Consider the following 17,059-nt stretch of genomic DNA (forward strand, 5'->3'; position numbering starts at 1 on the left):
GAATACCAGTCACTGGAATAAACATAAGAATTTTACGTTAAAAGCGTTTTTTGGGACGTAGTGTTCAAGCCGCGTTCCCAAGGAAATAGACCTCAGGGTGAAAATATAACGCCAACTGGAAAGATATGGGCGCAGTCAAGAAAGAACAGGTTCAACCGGGAATTGCCCGCTGGCGTTTTGTGCTGGTGGCAGCTCTGTTGTGCCTGCTTGCTTTGGCTCTGATATTACACCTGGCGCGCCTACAGGTTGTTCCTGCCACAGAGCGCGGTTACCAGTTCCTGCAGGATCAGGGGCGCGCGCGTACTATTCGCAGTGAGGAAATTGCCGCTTACAGGGGCTCCATAGTCGATCGTAATGGCGAATTACTGGCAGTCAGTACACCGGTACACAGCCTGTGGGCCAATCCGAAGCTCCTGAGTGGTAGCAGCGCCGAGAAGATAAGCCAATTAGCCAGGGCCCTGGAACTAAGTCCAGTTAAGCTCGCCGCGCGTCTGGAAAAATATCGCCATAAAGAGTTCATGTATCTCCGTCGCCACCTGACACCAGAGCAGGCTGACAAGGTACTCGATCTGGAGCTTTCTGGAGTTTTCAGCAAAAAGGAATACCGGCGTTTCTATCCTGCTGGCGAGGTGATTGCGCAGGTTTTGGGCTTTACCAATATTGATGATCGCGGCCAAGAAGGGCTTGAGTTGGCTTACGACAACTGGCTTTCCGGTCAACCTGGTGCTCAGCAAGTGGTCAAGGATCTGAAAGGCCGCACTGTGCAGGAACTGGCGATCCAGCGGGAGGCGCAGCCGGGCCAGGACTTGCGCCTGTCGATCGATATGCGCCTGCAGTATCTTGCCTATCGGGAGCTGAAGCGGGCTGTGGCAGAAAATGGTGCCGCCTCTGGCTTTATGGTAGTTCTCGATACCCTCAGTGGCGATGTACTGGCTATGGCCAATCAACCTTCTTTCAACCCAAATAATCGCCAGGGTGTGAAAGCAGCGGCCATGCGGAACCGTGCCTTGATCGACCAGTTTGAGCCCGGCTCTACCGTAAAGCCGCTTACTGTGCTGGCAGCCTTGGAAAGCGGTCGCTACCAGCCTCATACCCAGATCGATACCAGCCCCGGCTATATCCGTGTACCAGGCAAAACCCTGGTGGACCCGGTAAATTACGGCAAGCTGGACCTGACACGGATTATCACCAAGTCGAGCCAGGTGGGAATCACAAAAATTGCTCTGGACTTGGAACCAAATACAGTGCGCGAACTCTTTTACCGCTTGGGTTTGGGGGAGACGGTTGGCAGCGGATTTCCCGGAGAGACAGCGGGTATTCTACCCAGCCGCAGCCGCTGGCATCCAATCGAGCGGGCTACTTTTGCCTTCGGCTACGGTTTAACAGTAAATGCAGTGCAGTTGGCTCAGGCCTATAGCGTACTGGCTAATGCGGGGCTTAAGCGCCCGATTTCTCTGGTTTTGTCTGGGGATAAAGCTGACGTTGAGCCGGAGCGAGTGATTGATGGCCCGTTGGCAAAGCAAGTGACGGCCATGCTGGAGACGGTGATTGGTGCCAGTGGTACCGGCCGTCGTGCGAAGGTCGAAGGTTATCGCGTGGCGGGTAAGACCGGCACGGCGCATAAAGTTGGTCGCAGTGGTTATGAGGATAGTCGCTACCGCTCGGTATTTGCGGGCTTTATACCCGCCGACAAACCGCGTCTTGCCGCGGTTGTAGTGATTGACGATCTCAGCCATGACAAATATTCCGGCGGTGAAGTGGCCGCGCCGGTGTTTGGGGCGGTGATGGCTGGGGCCATGCGACTGCTACAGGTGCCGCCAGAACGAGTAGAGCCGGCGGAACGGCGGCTGGCCGCGCAGCTAAGCGAGAGGGGTTCAAAATCGTGATTCAGCGCGAAAAACAGTTTATTGGTTTACAGGAATTAGTGCCCGGTTATGCGGGTATTCCCGATATAGCCGTTAGTGGTGTTGCCCTGGATAGTCGCAAAGTGAAAGCCGGCGATGTATTTATGGCGCTGCGCGGTTCTGTGGTGGACGGGCGCGAATATATTGATGCTGCGATAGAAGCGGGTGCCGCTGCGGTACTGGCTGATGGTGACAAACTGGAATACAAAAGCCGCGGCGATACTCAGGTGGTCAGTGTACCAGGGCTGGCCAAGCGAGTCGGTGAGATTGCTGCCCGTTTTCACGGTAATCCCAGTGGTGAGATGCATCTTGTCGGAGTGACCGGCACTAACGGTAAAACTACCTGCGCCTACCTGACCTCCCAATTGCTGGCCCATCACTTTGGTAGTGCTGCTGTGATTGGCACAATCGGTAATGGCATTTGGAATGATAGTGAGATCGAGCTGCAAGAGACTGGACTTACCACACCTGACCCTGTTCGCTTGCAGGCAGACTTTGCCGATTACCGGGACCGTGGAGTGCGTGCGGCGGCAATGGAGGTTTCTTCCCACTCGCTCTCTCAGGGGCGAGTACATGGGCTGATTTTTGATACGGCCATCTTTACGAATTTGTCCCGTGACCATTTGGATTATCACGGCAATATGGTTGCCTACGGTGCCGCCAAGGAAAAACTGTTCGGCCTGCCGAAATTGAAGCGCGGCATTATTAACCTGGATGATCCCTTTGGAGCCCAACTGGCGGAGCGCTGCAAATTGCGAGGTCTGCGCGTGCTGACGTACGGATTACAGGCCGGTGACCTGCATGTGACCGATCTACGCCGCCATGAAAAGGGCTTCTCTGTTGAACTCGACTCACCCTGGGGGCGCGGTGAATTGAACGCGCCGTTGATCGGGGATTTCAATATTTACAACGCTCTTGCGGTAGTGGCGGCAGCGGCGGCAGCAGGCATGCCTTTTGAGGAAATCCTTAACGTTTTCCCCGCAATTAAATCGGTGCCTGGCCGAATGGAGCGAGTACAGGTAAAAGGTGCCGATGAGGTTGGAGTGCTTGTGGATTACGCCCACACCCCCGATGCCCTGCGCGCGGCACTGGCGGCGGCCCGTCCCTACTGCCGGGGCAATTTGTTATGTGTATTCGGCTGTGGTGGAGACCGGGATACCGGCAAGCGCGCTTCAATGGGGCGCATAGCTTCGGAAATGGCTGACCGCGCAATTGTGACCAGCGATAACCCGCGCAGTGAAGAGCCACAAAAAATTATTGACGATATTCTCGAAGGCGCCGCCAGTAATATCGAGGTGGAGATTGATCGTGCTAAAGCGATTGCCCTAGCTGTTGCTGCGGCGGAGCCAGGGGATATTGTCCTGATCGCAGGCAAGGGGCATGAGGATTACCAAATTATCGGCAGTAAAAAAATTCACTTCTGTGACCGTGAGCAAGCTGCGGCGGCTCTGCGATTACGTGCGGGCAAGCCAGAGCAAGCCGAGGGTATAGAGGGGAAAACCCAGTGATCAGGTCGCTGTCTCTGCTGGAATTACAAAAACGCTTTGGTGGCGAACTGATTAATGGTTCTGTCGAGTTCTCACAGGTGTGTACTGATACCCGGAAGCTCAATCCCCAAGCCCTGTTTGTGGCATTGGTGGGTGAGAACTTTGATGCGCATGATTTTGTCGGCGAGTTGGATGGCCAGGTGTTGGGGCTGGTGGTAGACCGCGAAGTGTCCAGTTGCAGTCTGCCACAGTGGCGAGTGAAAGATACTACGGTGGCGTTGGGCCAAATTGGCATGATGTGCCGCGAGCAATTTCAGGGGCCGGTAATCGCTATTACTGGCTCCTGCGGCAAGACCACTGTCAAGGAAATGCTCTCGGCTATTTTTTCCCTTCGCCATACTCCCTGCGTGACCAGGGGTAATTTGAATAATCAGTTCGGCCTGCCGATGACACTGTTTGGAATTTCAAATCGGCACGACGTGCTGATTCTGGAAATGGGAGCCAGTGGACCAGACGATATTGGGTACTTATGCAGTGTTGGCAAGCCCCTGGTCAGCGTCGTCAACAATGTGATGCCTGCCCATGTAGAGGGTTTTGGCTCGGTGGATGCCATTGCCAGGGCAAAAGGGCAGATTTACACCGGGCTGGAAATTGGTGGTACTGCAATTATCAATACTGACGATAACTATTCTGACTATTGGCGAGGGCAGATACCCGAAGGTGTGCGCATTTTAGAAGTGGGTCTCGCCAATCAATGTGCGCTATACGCTGAAAATATTGAGTTGGATAAAACCGGCTGTGCTGCGTTTGATTTGGTTATCGAGGGTGTTAGACACCCGGTCAAATTGAAATTATTGGGTGAGCATAATGTGCACAATGCCCTGGTTGCCGCCGGTTGCGCTTTTGCCGCGGGTATTCCGGCTGCGGAAATTGCCCAGGGCCTGGCAAAACTCAGTGGAGTTTCCGGGCGTTTACAGGAGCAACGTGGGATCGCTGGGGCAACGGTGATTGATGACAGTTACAACGCGAACCCAGGTTCGGTAGGTGCTGCAATTGAATTACTGGCGCAACGACCGGGTAAGAAAATTTTAGTGCTTGGCGATATGGGGGAGCTGGGCCCGGATGCCGAGGAAATGCATCGTGGTGTCGGCGCCTTAGCACGTGAGCGCGGGCTCGATGCATTGTTTACTTTTGGACCGCTGGGTACTGCCGCCAGTATGGCTTTTAGCGAGGGGCGCGATGAGTCTCTACGCAATTACCGGGATAGGGGGCCGTTAATTGCGGCGCTGACCCATGAACTTGATAACAATACCACTGTACTGGTGAAGGGTTCTCGCAGCGCCCGTATGGAACTGGTAACGCAAGCATTGCTTGGCAATAGCAGAGAGGAGGTGTAATGCTGCTTTGGCTAGCGGAATTATTACAACAACATGTGAGCACCTTTGCGGTGTTCAATTATTTAACTGTGCGCGCAATTCTGGCTGCTTTGACCGCCCTGGGGATCTCCCTGATAGTGGGCCCGCGCATGATCAACTGGTTGAACCACTTGCAGGTAGGGCAGGCCATTCGTGATGATGGACCTCAGAGCCACCTCAGCAAGTCCGGTACCCCAACCATGGGTGGTGCGTTAATTCTCGCCTCGATTTTTTCCTCTGCGCTGCTGTGGTCAGATCTGGGTAACCGCTATGTGTGGGTAACCCTATTGGTGACCTTTGTATTTGGTGCTGTCGGGTTTGTGGATGACTATAAAAAAGTTGTCCATAAAAACCCACGTGGCTTGATTGCCCGCTGGAAATATTTCTGGCAGTCCATTGCTGGTCTGGGTGCGGCAATTTACCTGTATATGAGTGCAACAAGCCCGGCGGAAACACAGTTTTTTGTACCTTTTTTCAAAGATATTGCGATTAACCTGGGTCCGGTAAGTTTTATTTTGCTGACTTATTTTGTCGTGGTGGGTTCCAGTAATGCTGTCAACCTGACCGATGGCCTCGATGGCCTCGCCATTATGCCTACGGTGATGGTAGGTGGGGCTTTGGGAATTATTGCCTACCTGTCTGGGCATGTGGAGTTTGCCAATTACCTGCATATCCCTGCGATTGCCGGGGCTGGTGAGTTGGCGGTGTTCTGTGCCGCCCTGTGTGGTGCAGGGCTTGGGTTTTTATGGTTTAACACCTATCCGGCTCAGGTATTTATGGGGGATGTGGGCGCACTCGCACTGGGAGCTGCACTGGGAATTATCGCAGTAATTACCCGACATGAAATCGTGTTATTCATTATGGGTGGCGTTTTTGTAATGGAAACTGTTTCCGTCATCCTGCAGGTAGCGTCATTCAAACTGACCGGTAAGCGTATTTTCCGGATGGCGCCATTGCACCATCACTTTGAATTGAAAGGCTGGCCAGAACCGCGAGTGATTGTGCGTTTCTGGATTATCACCGTAATCCTGGTTCTGGCTGGGCTGGCAACACTGAAACTTCGATAAAACAAATGAGCCTGATCGCGACTTCTTCGCAGCAGAAAGTGGTAATTGGTTTGGGCGCTACCGGAAAATCGGTGGTGCGCTACCTGCTGCGTCACGGTCATACACCGATTGTTGTCGATAGCCGTGAACACCCTCCTGGACTTGATACTTTTCACGAAGAGTTTCCTCAAGTACCGGTGCAAACCGGCTCACTGCGGCCAAGTACTCTGCTCTCGGCCAGTTTGATTATTGCCAGTCCGGGAATTCCGCTGGCGGAACCTGTGCTGCAACAGGCTGTTGCCGAGGGTATTCCTGTGATCGGGGATATTGAGTTGTTTGCGCAGGCCCTCGCTCGGGAAAAGTCCACCGCGAAGCTGGTGGCGATTACAGGCTCCAACGGTAAAAGCACCGTAACTACTTTACTTGGCAAGATGGCTGAAGCCGCCGGTGTAGATGCTCGTGTGGGGGGAAATATTGGCGTACCGGTGTTGGACCTGTTGCAGGAGCCATTAGCGCAGTTGTTTATCCTGGAACTCTCCAGCTTCCAATTGGAGACAACCTACTCACTGGCCGCCAACGTTGCCACCATTTTGAATATGAGTGCGGACCATATGGACCGCTATCCCAGTATGGTGGAGTACCACCGTGCCAAACAGAGGGTTTATCGCGGTGCCGAACAGTTTGTGGTCAACCGCGCTGATCCGTTGACTCAGGGACCCCTGTCACGGGAGAGACGCGAGTGGAGTTTTGGCTTGGATCAGCCCGACCTTAATCAGTTTGGTGTTCGCCTTGTCGATGGGCAGAGTTGGTTGGTGCAGGGCACTGAGCTTCTGATACCGGTAGCTGAAATGGCGATGGTGGGTAAGCACAATATTGCCAATGCCCTCGCTGCTCTGGCGCTGGGTAATGCGGTTGAGTTGCCTATGCGGGCAATGCTGGAAGTGTTGCATACTTTCCGTGGATTGCCACATCGCTGCGAGCGGGTTGCCGACTTGGACGGAGTGACTTATGTCAATGACTCCAAAGGTACCAATGTTGGAGCAACCCAGGCAGCGCTGGATGGTCTGGCAACAGAGACTCGTAAAATTGTTTTGATCGCCGGCGGCGATGGTAAGGGAGCGGATTTTTCCGCATTACGCAGTAGCGTTAATACGTTGCGAGCAATGGTTTCTATCGGTGTCGATGGTGACCGGATTGCACAGGTTTTTGAACGCAGGTGCGAAATCCGCCGGGCTAAGTCGATGGCAGATGCTGTTTCTGAAGCTCGAAAGCTGGCCCATAGCGGGGACTATGTACTGTTGTCGCCAGCCTGTGCCAGTTTTGATATGTACCGCAATTTTGAAGCCCGTGGTGATGAATTCCGCAATGTGGTTACCGCTTTGTGTGAATGCGGAGGTAACGAATGAGCGAGTACCTTCCACTTTCCCACCGCCGGGATTTTCTCGACAGTTTGTTGCCTTTCAGCGTAATGGCTCTGGTCAGCATTGGTGTGGTGATGGTTGCTTCAGCTTCTATTGCTTTCGCGACGGATATTTATGCGGACCCCTGGTACTTCCTCAAGAGGCATTTGGTATTCCTGGCGATCGGCGCTATAGCGGCACTGATAGTGAGTCAGATCCCCTTGGTTATTTGGTCGCGCTTATCTTGGCCACTGTTACTGTTCTCCTGCCTGTTACTGGTTGTTGTATTGGTGCCGGGTATCGGGCGTGAGGTAAATGGAAGTCGCCGCTGGCTAGTTTTTGCAGGAATTACGATCCAGCCTGCTGAGGTGGCCAAGTTCTGCATGTTGATATTTTTTGCCAGCTTTTTGACTCGTCGCAACAAGCAGCTTCACCACTGGAGTAGCTTTATGGTGCCGGTGGTTATTTTGGGCATTGTCGCGCTGTTGCTGCTATTACAACCGGATTTCGGTTCTGTCGTCGTGTTATCTGGCACGGTATTGGCGATGGTTTTTCTGGGGGGGGCACGACTACCACATACTTTTCTTCTGGTGGCGGCGGCGGCCTGCGGGCTCGCCCTGATGGCCTTGATGAGTCCCTATCGGTTACAGCGATTGCTGACATTCCTGGACCCTTGGGGCGATCAATTTGCCAGCGGCTATCAGCTGACCCAGTCACTTATCGCTTTTGGTCGCGGGGAGTGGTTTGGCGTGGGCTTGGGAAATAGTGTGCAGAAATTATTTTATTTGCCCGAAGCACATACAGATTTCATTTTTGCCATTCTCGCTGAGGAATGGGGCATGGTTGGCGGCCTGGTAGTGGTAGGTCTTTTTGTAGCCTTGACCTGTGCGCTGTTGAATCTGGTTCGTGATGCTTTGGCCCAGCAGAAATTCTTTGCTGCGCTACTGGCATTTGGCATGGCCGTGCAGTTGGCCGGACAGGCATTTGTGAATATGGGAGTGGCTTCGGGGCTGCTGCCAACCAAAGGGTTGACCCTGCCCTTTGTCAGTTCCGGCGGTAGTAGCCTGATCATCTGCTGCGCTTTATTGGGGCTGGCGTTGAGGATTCGCAATGAGTTGCGCGAACAAACCGATGGCAGTAATGAAAGTCTTGGCCTATTCGGACAGCTATCAATATTCGGTCAGAAGCACTCCAACGGCTCAATGACCAGTGGGGAGGCGGCTTGATGTCCCAAAGCAATATGGCATTTACCGGCAAGACATTCTTGGTGATGGCCGGCGGAACAGGGGGACATGTTTTCCCCGCGCTGGCGGTTGCCAAGGCCCTGCAAGAGCAAGGCGCTAGTGTTGAATGGTTGGGAACCCAGCGTGGCATTGAAGCTCGCTTGATTCCCGAGGCCGATATTCCGCTGCACTTTATCCTTGTAGAAGGAGTGCGTGGCAAAGGCAAATTGGCCCTGTTAAAAGCGCCCCTGCAGATAATGCGTGCACTGGCTCAGGCGCGTGCCGTAGTTAAAAAAGTGCAGCCGGATGCAGTACTTGGTTTTGGAGGCTTTGCTACTGGTCCCGGAGGGGTAGCAGCGCGCCTCAGCGGAATTCCGCTGATTATTCATGAACAAAATGCAGTGGCCGGTACTACTAACCGCTTGCTTTCACGAATCGCCAATCGGGTTCTCGAAGCATTTTCAAGTGGCTTGCCGCGTGCTGTACAGGTTGGTAATCCCGTACGCAACGAAATTGTCCGTTTGCCAGAGCCCCAACTGCGTATAGGTACCCAGTCGCCTTTGCGGTTATTGGTACTTGGAGGCAGCCTGGGGGCAGTGGCCATTAATGAGCTGGTGCCCAAAGCTATAGCGCAATTGCCGGTTTCCCTGCGGCCAGTGGTGATACATCAGTCGGGCGAACGTCATTTGGGATTGGCCCGGGAAGCGTATCGCACAGCGGGTATTGACGCAGAAGTTGTGCCTTTTATTGAGGATATGGCTGAGGCTTACAGTTCGGCCGACTTGATTATTTGCCGGGCCGGTGCCCTGACTGTCTCTGAAATCGCAGCTGCTGGTGTGGGTGCGATTATGGTGCCGTTTCCGTTTGCGATTGATGATCACCAAACTCGCAATGGTGAGTGGCTACAAAATGCGGGCGGCGCTGTTGTAATGCAGCAGAATGCAATGGATGCGGAGAAATTGTCAGCAAAGCTGCAGGAATTTCTATCGAACCCAAAGAAATTGTTGGAGATGGCTGAGGCCGCACGGCGTGTTGCTAAAACTGATGCAACTGATCAGGTAATTGCCGCCTGCAGTGAAGAACTGGCCCTGGCTAGGTAATAAATAATAAGTGGACGAAGGTTAAAAGAATGTCTTCTGAGCGTACAAACGCAGATAAAAGCTACGCTGTTCCAGCGATGCGCCGCATCCGCTGTATCCACTTCATCGGTGTTGGCGGTGCTGGCATGAGTGGCATTGCGGAAGTATTACAAAACCAGGGCTATGAGGTTTCTGGTTCAGATCTGCGCGAATCTTCTGTGACGGAGCGACTTCGCAAACTCGGTATCAAGGTTCAGATCGGGCATAGTGAGGCGAATATTCATGGTGTAGATGTAGTAGTGAATTCGTCGGCGGTACAGGGGGACAATCCCGAGCTGGTAGCTGCCCACGAAAAGCGTATCCCGGTGGTACGCCGAGCGGAGATGCTAGGGGAACTGATGCGCTATCGCTATGGCATTGCCGTGGCGGGTACCCATGGTAAAACTACGACAACCAGTTTGATCGCGTCTATTTTTGCCGCAGATAAAAAGGACCCGACCTTCGTAATCGGAGGGTTGGTAAATGCAGCCGGTGCCAATGCGGCACTGGGTGAAAGCCGCTACTTGATCGCTGAAGCCGATGAGAGTGATGCGTCTTTTATTCACCTGCAACCCATGGTGACCGTAATTACCAATATTGATGCGGATCACATGGAAACCTACGGTGGCGACTTCGAAAAGGTAAAACAGATTTTTATTGATTTCGTTCACAACCTGCCATTTTACGGCCTTGCTGTGGTCTGTGGTGACGATGTCAATGTGCAGGAAGTGATACCGAAGTTTTCCCGTCCTGTGCTCACCTACGGATTTTCTGAGGGTAATGACTTCCGTATCGTCGAAGTAAACCAGGAGCCGTTGCGAAGCCACTTTACTGTACAGCGACCCGGTGGTGACCTGTTACAGGTATCGGTAAATACCCCCGGTATCCACAATGTTCTCAACGCTACTGCGGCGATAGCTGTGGCATCAGATGAGGGGGTCAGCGATGAAGCGATTTGCAAAGGGTTGGAGGGTTTCCAGGGGGTGGGGCGGCGCTTCCAGATTTATGGAAATTTCTCTATTAGTGACGACGGTAACGCAGAAAAAGTGATGCTGGTGGACGATTATGGTCACCATCCCCGAGAAGTAGCTGCAACGGTAAAAACTGTGCGCGATGGTTGGCCGGAGCGGCGGCTGGTGATGATCTATCAACCGCATCGCTATACGCGAACCCGGGACCTGTTTGAAGACTTTGTTCAGGTTCTGTCCGAGGTGGACAAGCTAATTTTGCTGGATATATATAGCGCGGGTGAGTCGCCGATCGCCGGAGCTGATGGCCGTACCCTGGCGCGTAGCTTACGTAATCGGGGCCAGGTTGATCCGATATTTGTCGAAACTATTGATCAGGTTCCGCCAGTGCTTGCGGATTTATTAGAGCCTGGCGATATAGTTTTGACCCAGGGTGCAGGTAATGTGGGGGCATTGTCCCAGAAACTGGCACAGTGGCGCCTGGGTGAAAAAACCACTGGGGCTTGATGAAAGGTGAAGCCCGCGAGAAAAAAGCCAGCTCGAAAGAAGGGTCAGTCGCTTCGTGGAGCCAGGCCACTGGTGGACGAGGGTAGTGCAGGTACGATTAATTGGCGCCCTTGGCTGTTATTTTTATTGATGGTAAGCCTGGCAGTTGGGCTGTTGGGTGGTGGGTATTGGTTATGGCAGCGTCTCCCAGCGATCCAGCTGAGCAAAATGGATGCGTTGGAGCAGGTCGAGGTTCGCGGCCCTTTTAATGCAGTGGCTGAGGAGCAGCTGAAAGAAATTTTGCTGCCCTATTTGCAGGAGGGTTTTTTTTCTGCGGATATTCGCGCGATGCGTACGGCGATGATGGGCAATCCCTGGATATCTACGGTGACAATCAACCGGCGCTGGCCCAGGGGAGTTGTGGTTGAGGTTACAGAGGTCCAGCCGCTGGCAGTCTGGGGTAAAGACCGCTTATTGGTGGCCAGTGGAGCCTTGTTGCCGAGACCAGCACATATGCGTGTTGGTGCACTGCCTGAACTCGCCGGAGACGTAGAGCTTGTTGAACAGATCATGTCCCAGTACCAGGCCCTCGCGGGGCTTTTAACTACGCGGGATATGGAGGTTAAACGCTTGTCATTTGATGACCTTAGCGGTTGGCACCTGGAGTTAGTGTCGGGAATTGAATTAAAACTCGGGCATGATGCACTACTGGAGCGAGTTAATCGCTTTCTTTTCCTGAGTCGCGGATTGCTCGCGCCGCATTTAGACAAGATAGCGGGGGTAGATACCCGCTACGGTAATGCGGTAGCGGTTCAGTGGAAGAACGAACAAGAGTAAACAGGGAAGCAGTGAAAGCTGCTGGTGAATATAGAATTTAAAAGCGAAGTCTGTACCCGGTTGGAATTTTGAAATAGCTCTGGGTGACAGCCGAGCGAGGTTGGAACAAAAATGACACAAGTATCCGATCAGCGCATGATTGTAGGACTGGATATTGGCACTTCCAAAGTGGTCGCCATTGTCGGAGAGGCATCCGCGAGTGGAGAGCTGAATATTGTCGGTATTGGCTCCCACCGGTCGACAGGTATGAAAAAGGGTGTGGTGGTCAATATTGAGTCCACAGTGCAATCTATTCAGCGCGCAGTGGAAGAAGCGGAGTTGATGGCAGGCTGTGAGATTCACTCTGTTTATGCCGGGATTGCCGGTAGCCATATTCGCAGCCTAAATTCCCATGGCATTGTTGCCATTAAAGATCGTGAAGTGACCCAGCAGGATCTCGATCGGGTAATTGATGCGGCACGGGCGGTTGCTATCCCGGCCGATCAGAAAATTTTGCATACGCTACCCCAGGAGTATCTGATTGATAGTCAGGAAGGGGTAAAGGAGCCTCTGGGGATGTCCGGTGTGCGCCTTGAAGCAAAAGTGCACCTGGTCAGCGGTGCGGTTAATGCAGCACAGAATATTGAAAAGTGTATTCGCCGCTGTGGCCTTGAAGTTGAGGATGTCATTCTCGAGCAGCTGGCTTCCAGCTATGCCGTACTTACTGAGGATGAAAAAGAGTTGGGCGTTTGCATGGTGGATATTGGTGGTGGTACCACTGATATTGCAGTATTTACCGGTGGTTCGATTCGCCACACTGGGGTGATTCCTATTGCGGGTGATCAGGTCACCAACGATATTGCTATGGCCCTGCGTACGCCGACACCCCATGCGGAAGATTTGAAAATAAAATATGCCTGCGCCCTGGCAAAACTCGCACGGGAAGGTGAAACCATTAAGGTGCCGAGCGTTGGAGACCGGGCACCGAGGGATTTATCCCGGCAGGCACTGGCGGAAGTAGTCGAGCCGCGCTATGACGAACTTTTCACTTTGGTGCAGGCTGAGTTGCGCCGCAGTGGTTTTGAAGACCTTTGCGCAGCGGGTGTGGTTTTAACCGGGGGGTCGTCAAAAATGGAAGGTGCAGTTGAACTGGCTGAAGAAATTTTCCATATGCCGGTAAGACTCGCAATACCACAGGGAATTGCCGGATTGACTGATATTGTGAGCAATCCGATTTACTCCACAGGGGTTGGGTTATTGATGTACGCGATGCAGCAGGAAGAGGCCGCTGAGGGCAGAATACAGCCCACGCGTAACGATAATCCGTGGTGGGATAAAGTAAAGCACTGGTTTCGCGGTAATTTGTAATAGCGTGCAACCAGAATTAGCCGTCCCATAAGGGATTTTTTTTAGGCGTGGCTGTAAAATTCGACATGAGCAAGAAAGGGGAACAGCGATGTTCGAGCTAGTTGATAGCGTACAGGATAAACCTGTCATCAAGGTAATAGGAGTCGGCGGCGGCGGTGGCAATGCTGTAAAGCATATGATTGCCAGTGACGTTGAGGGCGTGGATTTTATTTGCGCAAACACCGACGCTCAGGCGCTGAAGGATATTCAGGCACAAACGATAATGCAGCTGGGTAATACAATTACCCGGGGCTTAGGTGCCGGAGCCAACCCCGATGTTGGCCGTCAGTCAGCACTGGAAGATCGTGATCGTATTGCCGAGGTATTGACCGGAGCGGATATGGTGTTTATCACTGCGGGTATGGGCGGTGGTACCGGTACCGGTGGTGCCCCGATTGTTGCAGAGATTGCCAAAGAGTTGGGAATTCTTACGGTCGCAGTTGTTACCCGTCCATTTAAAATTGAGGGGCGCAAACGCACTGTGGTAGCCGAAGAGGGTATCCTCGAGCTGCGTGACAAAGTTGACTCGTTGATCACTATCCCTAATGACCGCCTGCTTGAAGTGTTGGGCAGTAAGATCACTATGAAGTCTGCCTATAAAGAGGCTGACAACGTGTTGCTGGGTGCAGTGCAGGGAATTGCCGACTTGATGATCCGCCCGGGTATCATGAACGTCGATTTTGCCGATGTGCGCACGGTGATGTCTGAAATGGGCATGGCGATGATGGGGTCCGGTTCGGCTGTTGGTGAGAACCGCTCCCGCGAAGCCGCAGAAAAGGCCGTACGTAGCCCGCTGCTGGATAATGTCAATTTGGCTGGCGCTCGCGGTATCCTGGTAAATATTATTACTGGCAGTGAAGAGGCTGGCTGTCAGGAACTCACCCTGGGTGAATACTCCGAAGTCGGTGAGATTGTTCAGGACATCGCTTCCGATGAAGCTACTGTGGTGATCGGTACCGCGGTAGATGACAAGCTCGGTGACGAGATGCGCGTGACCGTGGTTGCTGCTGGCTTGGGTGAAGGAACTCCTGCGGCGCGCCCGGCAAAAGTGGTAGATAACACTCGTCGTGCTGAAGCCCGAGAGCCTCGTGAAACACGCGATATGCGTGATATGCGTGATATGCGTGAAAGCCATGGCGCTGCGGGGCTTGTATCTCGTGAAACTGCAGATACACGCCCACGGGTGGATGTTGAGCGCCCTAAGCGCCCTGCGCCTGCGCTCAATCCGGCTGACGCTGACATGGAATACCTGGATATTCCAGCATTCCTTCGTCGCCAGGCTGATTAAGCGTCTGTACCACAGAGGCAGTACACCGCTCATGTCCACCCGATTCCAGAATCGGGTGTCGCCTCTGTGGTGCGACCTGTACAGACTTATTCCAGGCCTTAGTGTGAGAAGGTTCTCAAATAGTGGTTCTTCCGAGAGCCCTGGGACCGACAGGTCGATAAAAATAAGATAATTAACAATTTTTTACAGTGCCCGTGGAGCTTGAGATCTTAGAATGCTGTCTTAGCGACTGAGACGTGGCGCTCCAATCTTTGCTTGAGCTATCCTAAAAGGTAGGTGGCGGTGTGTTGAAGTGACCACCCGCTCATAATTGGTATTGGCGTCGCAATTATGCTAATATCGGCGGCTTGCTGCGCTTTATGCGTAGACCACCGACTGGGAAAAGATAGTTTCATGATCAAACAGCGCACGCTTAAAAATGCTATTCGCGCCACTGGCGTAGGTCTGCACACTGGTAAAAAGGTCGTCCTGACCCTTAAACCAGCACCCGTAGACACCGGCATCGTGTTCCGTAGAACCGACTTGGACCCGGTGGTTGAGATTGAGGCCCGTGCGGAGAATGTTGGGGATACCCTGCTTTCCACCACCTTGGTCAAGGGCGATGTACGTATTGCTACCGTTGAGCACCTGCTCTCGGCCATGGCTGGACTTGGTATCGACAATGCGATTGTCGAGCTGTCCGCCCAGGAAGTGCCGATTATGGACGGTAGTGCAGGCCCATTCGTATTCCTGATTCAGTCCGCAGGTATCCAGGAGCAATCTGCAGCGAAGAAATTCCTGCGCATCAAAAAGCCGGTTACAGTTGAAGAGGGCGATAAAGTTGCCAGCTTCCTGCCCTTCGACGGCTTCAAAGTGTCTTTTACTATCGACTTCGATCACCCGGTGTTTCAGGGGCGTAACCTGACCTCCTCTGTGGATTTTTCCAGCACCTCTTTTGTTAAAGAAGTAAGCCGGGCGCGCACTTTCGGTTTTATGCACGAGATTGAATACCTGCGCTCCAAGGGGTTGGTACAGGGTGGATCAGTGGACAATGCCATTGTGATCGACCAGTATCGTATTCTGAACGAGGGTGGGTTACGTTACGAAGACGAATTTGTGAAGCACAAAATTCTCGATGCAATCGGTGACCTCTATCTTCTGGGAACCAGTGTGATCGGTGAGTTCAAGGCCTTTAAATCCGGCCACTCACTGAACAACAAGTCCCTGCGCCACCTGATGACTCAGAAGGATGCCTGGGAAATGGTAACCTTTGAGGGCGAGCAGGAGGCACCTATCTCCTATATCAAACCGATATTGGCAGTTTGATGCTCCCGCAAAAAGCCGGCGTCATATTGCCGGCTTTTTTACGTGCATGATTCACAGAGAAGCCGGCGACAATTCTGGTATCCTTAATTTAATTGGAATTGCCAAATCATTGGTATGAGGTATAGCGCTGAGATAACGTCTCATATCAGTGGCGATCAAAATTACAATATGTCGAACTTCTCCCGCTTGCTATGAAAGTAATCCTGGTCAATGAGCGCGGTGCAACCCGCAGCTTAAATTTTGGCGGCTTGAGTAAGGCGCTGCTGGGGCTGTGCCTGCTCGGTCTCCCTGTCGGTGCATTTTTTCTCGGCGCCAACCTGCCGGTAGCTAAAAGCGACCTGTTCGATGCGCGTACTGCCAAGGCCTGGGAGCGCGCCCTGCGTAAGCAGCAGGAGGAGATTGAGGGAGCCGACCAGGAAGCGCGTGAGCAGCTGGCAGCCCTGACAGTAAAGCTGGCGGAGCTACAGGCCCGCCTCACCCGTCTGGATGCCCTTGGTGAGCGACTCACAGCGGCAGCGAATCTGGATGAGGGCGAGTTCGAGTTCAGCGCTGCCCCCGCTATCGGTGGGCCAGAAGATCCCGGAATTGCCGGTGCCTCAGAACTCCCATACCACCCCCCCGAATTTATTGATGTCATCGGTGATTTGTCACACCAGATTGATGATCGTCAGATGCAGCTCAATACGCTTGAGTCCCTGATGGCAAATCTCAAGCTTGAGGATGAGCAGTTTATCGCCGGGCGCCCGATTACCAAGGGCTGGATGTCCTCCCGCTACGGCTATCGCACCGACCCATTTACCGGGCGTCGCACCTGGCACAAGGGAGTCGATTTCGCCGGAAAAATGGGTTCAGATGTGGTTTCTGTTGCCGCTGGCGTAGTGACCTGGGCTGACGAGCGTCACGGCTATGGTCAGCTGGTGGAGATTAACCATGGCAATGGTTATTCAACACGCTACGGGCATAATAACAACCTCAAGGTTGGCCTTGGTGATGTTGTAAAAAAGGGGCAGGTTATCGCCCAGATGGGTTCCAGTGGCCGCTCAACCGGGCCCCATGTTCACTTCGAAATCTTCAAGAACAATCGCACGGTCGATCCGGCCAGCTACATCCGCCGCACCGGCAGATAACAACTATTCTTCCTTTACGCGTAATTGCCGGCAGCTTGGCATAAGAGTTGCCAGCGGTTGCGCCTTCCT

13 protein-coding genes are annotated in these 17,059 nt (G+C 53.1%); all 13 read left to right on the forward strand.

Features of this window, described 5'->3' with window-relative positions; genetic code table 11:
• Window positions 1-125 precede the first annotated feature (125 nt).
• The 13 genes from GL2_RS11805 to GL2_RS11865 all read left to right on the forward strand — a co-directional run bounded on the left by GL2_RS11805 (window position 126) and on the right by GL2_RS11865 (window position 16,990).
• Window positions 126-1,886, forward strand: a complete 1,761-nt coding sequence (locus GL2_RS11805) for a penicillin-binding protein 2 (RefSeq protein WP_143730838.1) — start codon at window positions 126-128, stop codon at window positions 1,884-1,886.
• A complete protein-coding gene (locus GL2_RS11810; protein ID WP_143730839.1) occupies window positions 1,883-3,412 on the forward strand; it encodes a UDP-N-acetylmuramoyl-L-alanyl-D-glutamate--2,6-diaminopimelate ligase in 1,530 nt (509 codons plus the stop codon). Before GL2_RS11805 ends, GL2_RS11810 begins: the two co-directional genes overlap by 4 nt.
• Window positions 3,409-4,788, forward strand: coding sequence for a UDP-N-acetylmuramoyl-tripeptide--D-alanyl-D-alanine ligase (murF, locus tag GL2_RS11815; protein ID WP_143730840.1), 1,380 nt, complete (start codon window positions 3,409-3,411; stop codon window positions 4,786-4,788). The genes GL2_RS11810 and murF overlap by 4 nt, the downstream gene beginning before the upstream one ends.
• The gene (gene mraY, locus GL2_RS11820) at window positions 4,788-5,873 is read left to right on the forward strand and encodes a phospho-N-acetylmuramoyl-pentapeptide-transferase (protein ID WP_143730841.1); all 1,086 of its coding nucleotides are present in this window, start codon (window positions 4,788-4,790) and stop codon (window positions 5,871-5,873) included. The genes murF and mraY overlap by 1 nt, the downstream gene beginning before the upstream one ends.
• Window positions 5,874-5,878: 5 nt before the next feature.
• Window positions 5,879-7,258 carry a UDP-N-acetylmuramoyl-L-alanine--D-glutamate ligase gene (murD, locus tag GL2_RS11825; protein WP_143730842.1) on the forward strand — a complete coding sequence of 460 codons (1,380 nt, stop codon included), beginning with the start codon at window positions 5,879-5,881 and terminating at the stop codon, window positions 7,256-7,258.
• Window positions 7,255-8,478: a putative lipid II flippase FtsW gene (ftsW, locus tag GL2_RS11830; RefSeq protein WP_143730843.1), complete on the forward strand. Its 1,224-nt coding sequence runs from the start codon at window positions 7,255-7,257 to the stop codon at window positions 8,476-8,478. The genes murD and ftsW overlap by 4 nt, the downstream gene beginning before the upstream one ends.
• Complete coding sequence (gene murG, locus GL2_RS11835; RefSeq protein WP_143730844.1) at window positions 8,478-9,575, forward strand: undecaprenyldiphospho-muramoylpentapeptide beta-N-acetylglucosaminyltransferase; 1,098 nt, start codon at window positions 8,478-8,480, stop codon at window positions 9,573-9,575. Before ftsW ends, murG begins: the two co-directional genes overlap by 1 nt.
• Window positions 9,576-9,604: 29 nt before the next feature.
• Complete coding sequence (gene murC, locus GL2_RS11840) at window positions 9,605-11,068, forward strand: UDP-N-acetylmuramate--L-alanine ligase (RefSeq protein WP_143730845.1); 1,464 nt, start codon at window positions 9,605-9,607, stop codon at window positions 11,066-11,068.
• A 72-nt stretch (window positions 11,069-11,140) separates the two neighbouring features.
• Window positions 11,141-11,884, forward strand: coding sequence for a cell division protein FtsQ/DivIB (locus GL2_RS11845; RefSeq protein WP_232053607.1), 744 nt, complete (start codon window positions 11,141-11,143; stop codon window positions 11,882-11,884).
• A gap of 111 nt (window positions 11,885-11,995) precedes the next feature.
• Window positions 11,996-13,231, forward strand: a complete 1,236-nt coding sequence (gene ftsA / locus GL2_RS11850) for a cell division protein FtsA (protein ID WP_143730846.1) — start codon at window positions 11,996-11,998, stop codon at window positions 13,229-13,231.
• 88 nt (window positions 13,232-13,319) lie between these two features.
• Window positions 13,320-14,558 carry a cell division protein FtsZ gene (gene ftsZ, locus GL2_RS11855; RefSeq protein WP_143730847.1) on the forward strand — a complete coding sequence of 413 codons (1,239 nt, stop codon included), beginning with the start codon at window positions 13,320-13,322 and terminating at the stop codon, window positions 14,556-14,558.
• Window positions 14,559-14,951: 393 nt separating this feature from the next.
• Window positions 14,952-15,863 carry a UDP-3-O-acyl-N-acetylglucosamine deacetylase gene (lpxC, locus tag GL2_RS11860; protein WP_143730848.1) on the forward strand — a complete coding sequence of 304 codons (912 nt, stop codon included), beginning with the start codon at window positions 14,952-14,954 and terminating at the stop codon, window positions 15,861-15,863.
• A 191-nt stretch (window positions 15,864-16,054) separates the two neighbouring features.
• Window positions 16,055-16,990 carry a M23 family metallopeptidase gene (locus tag GL2_RS11865; protein WP_143730849.1) on the forward strand — a complete coding sequence of 312 codons (936 nt, stop codon included), beginning with the start codon at window positions 16,055-16,057 and terminating at the stop codon, window positions 16,988-16,990.
• The last annotated feature ends 69 nt before the right edge of the window (window positions 16,991-17,059 follow it).

Origin of the sequence: Microbulbifer sp. GL-2, assembly GCF_007183175.1 — a bacterium.
In the GTDB taxonomy this organism is placed as follows: domain Bacteria; phylum Pseudomonadota; class Gammaproteobacteria; order Pseudomonadales; family Cellvibrionaceae; genus Microbulbifer.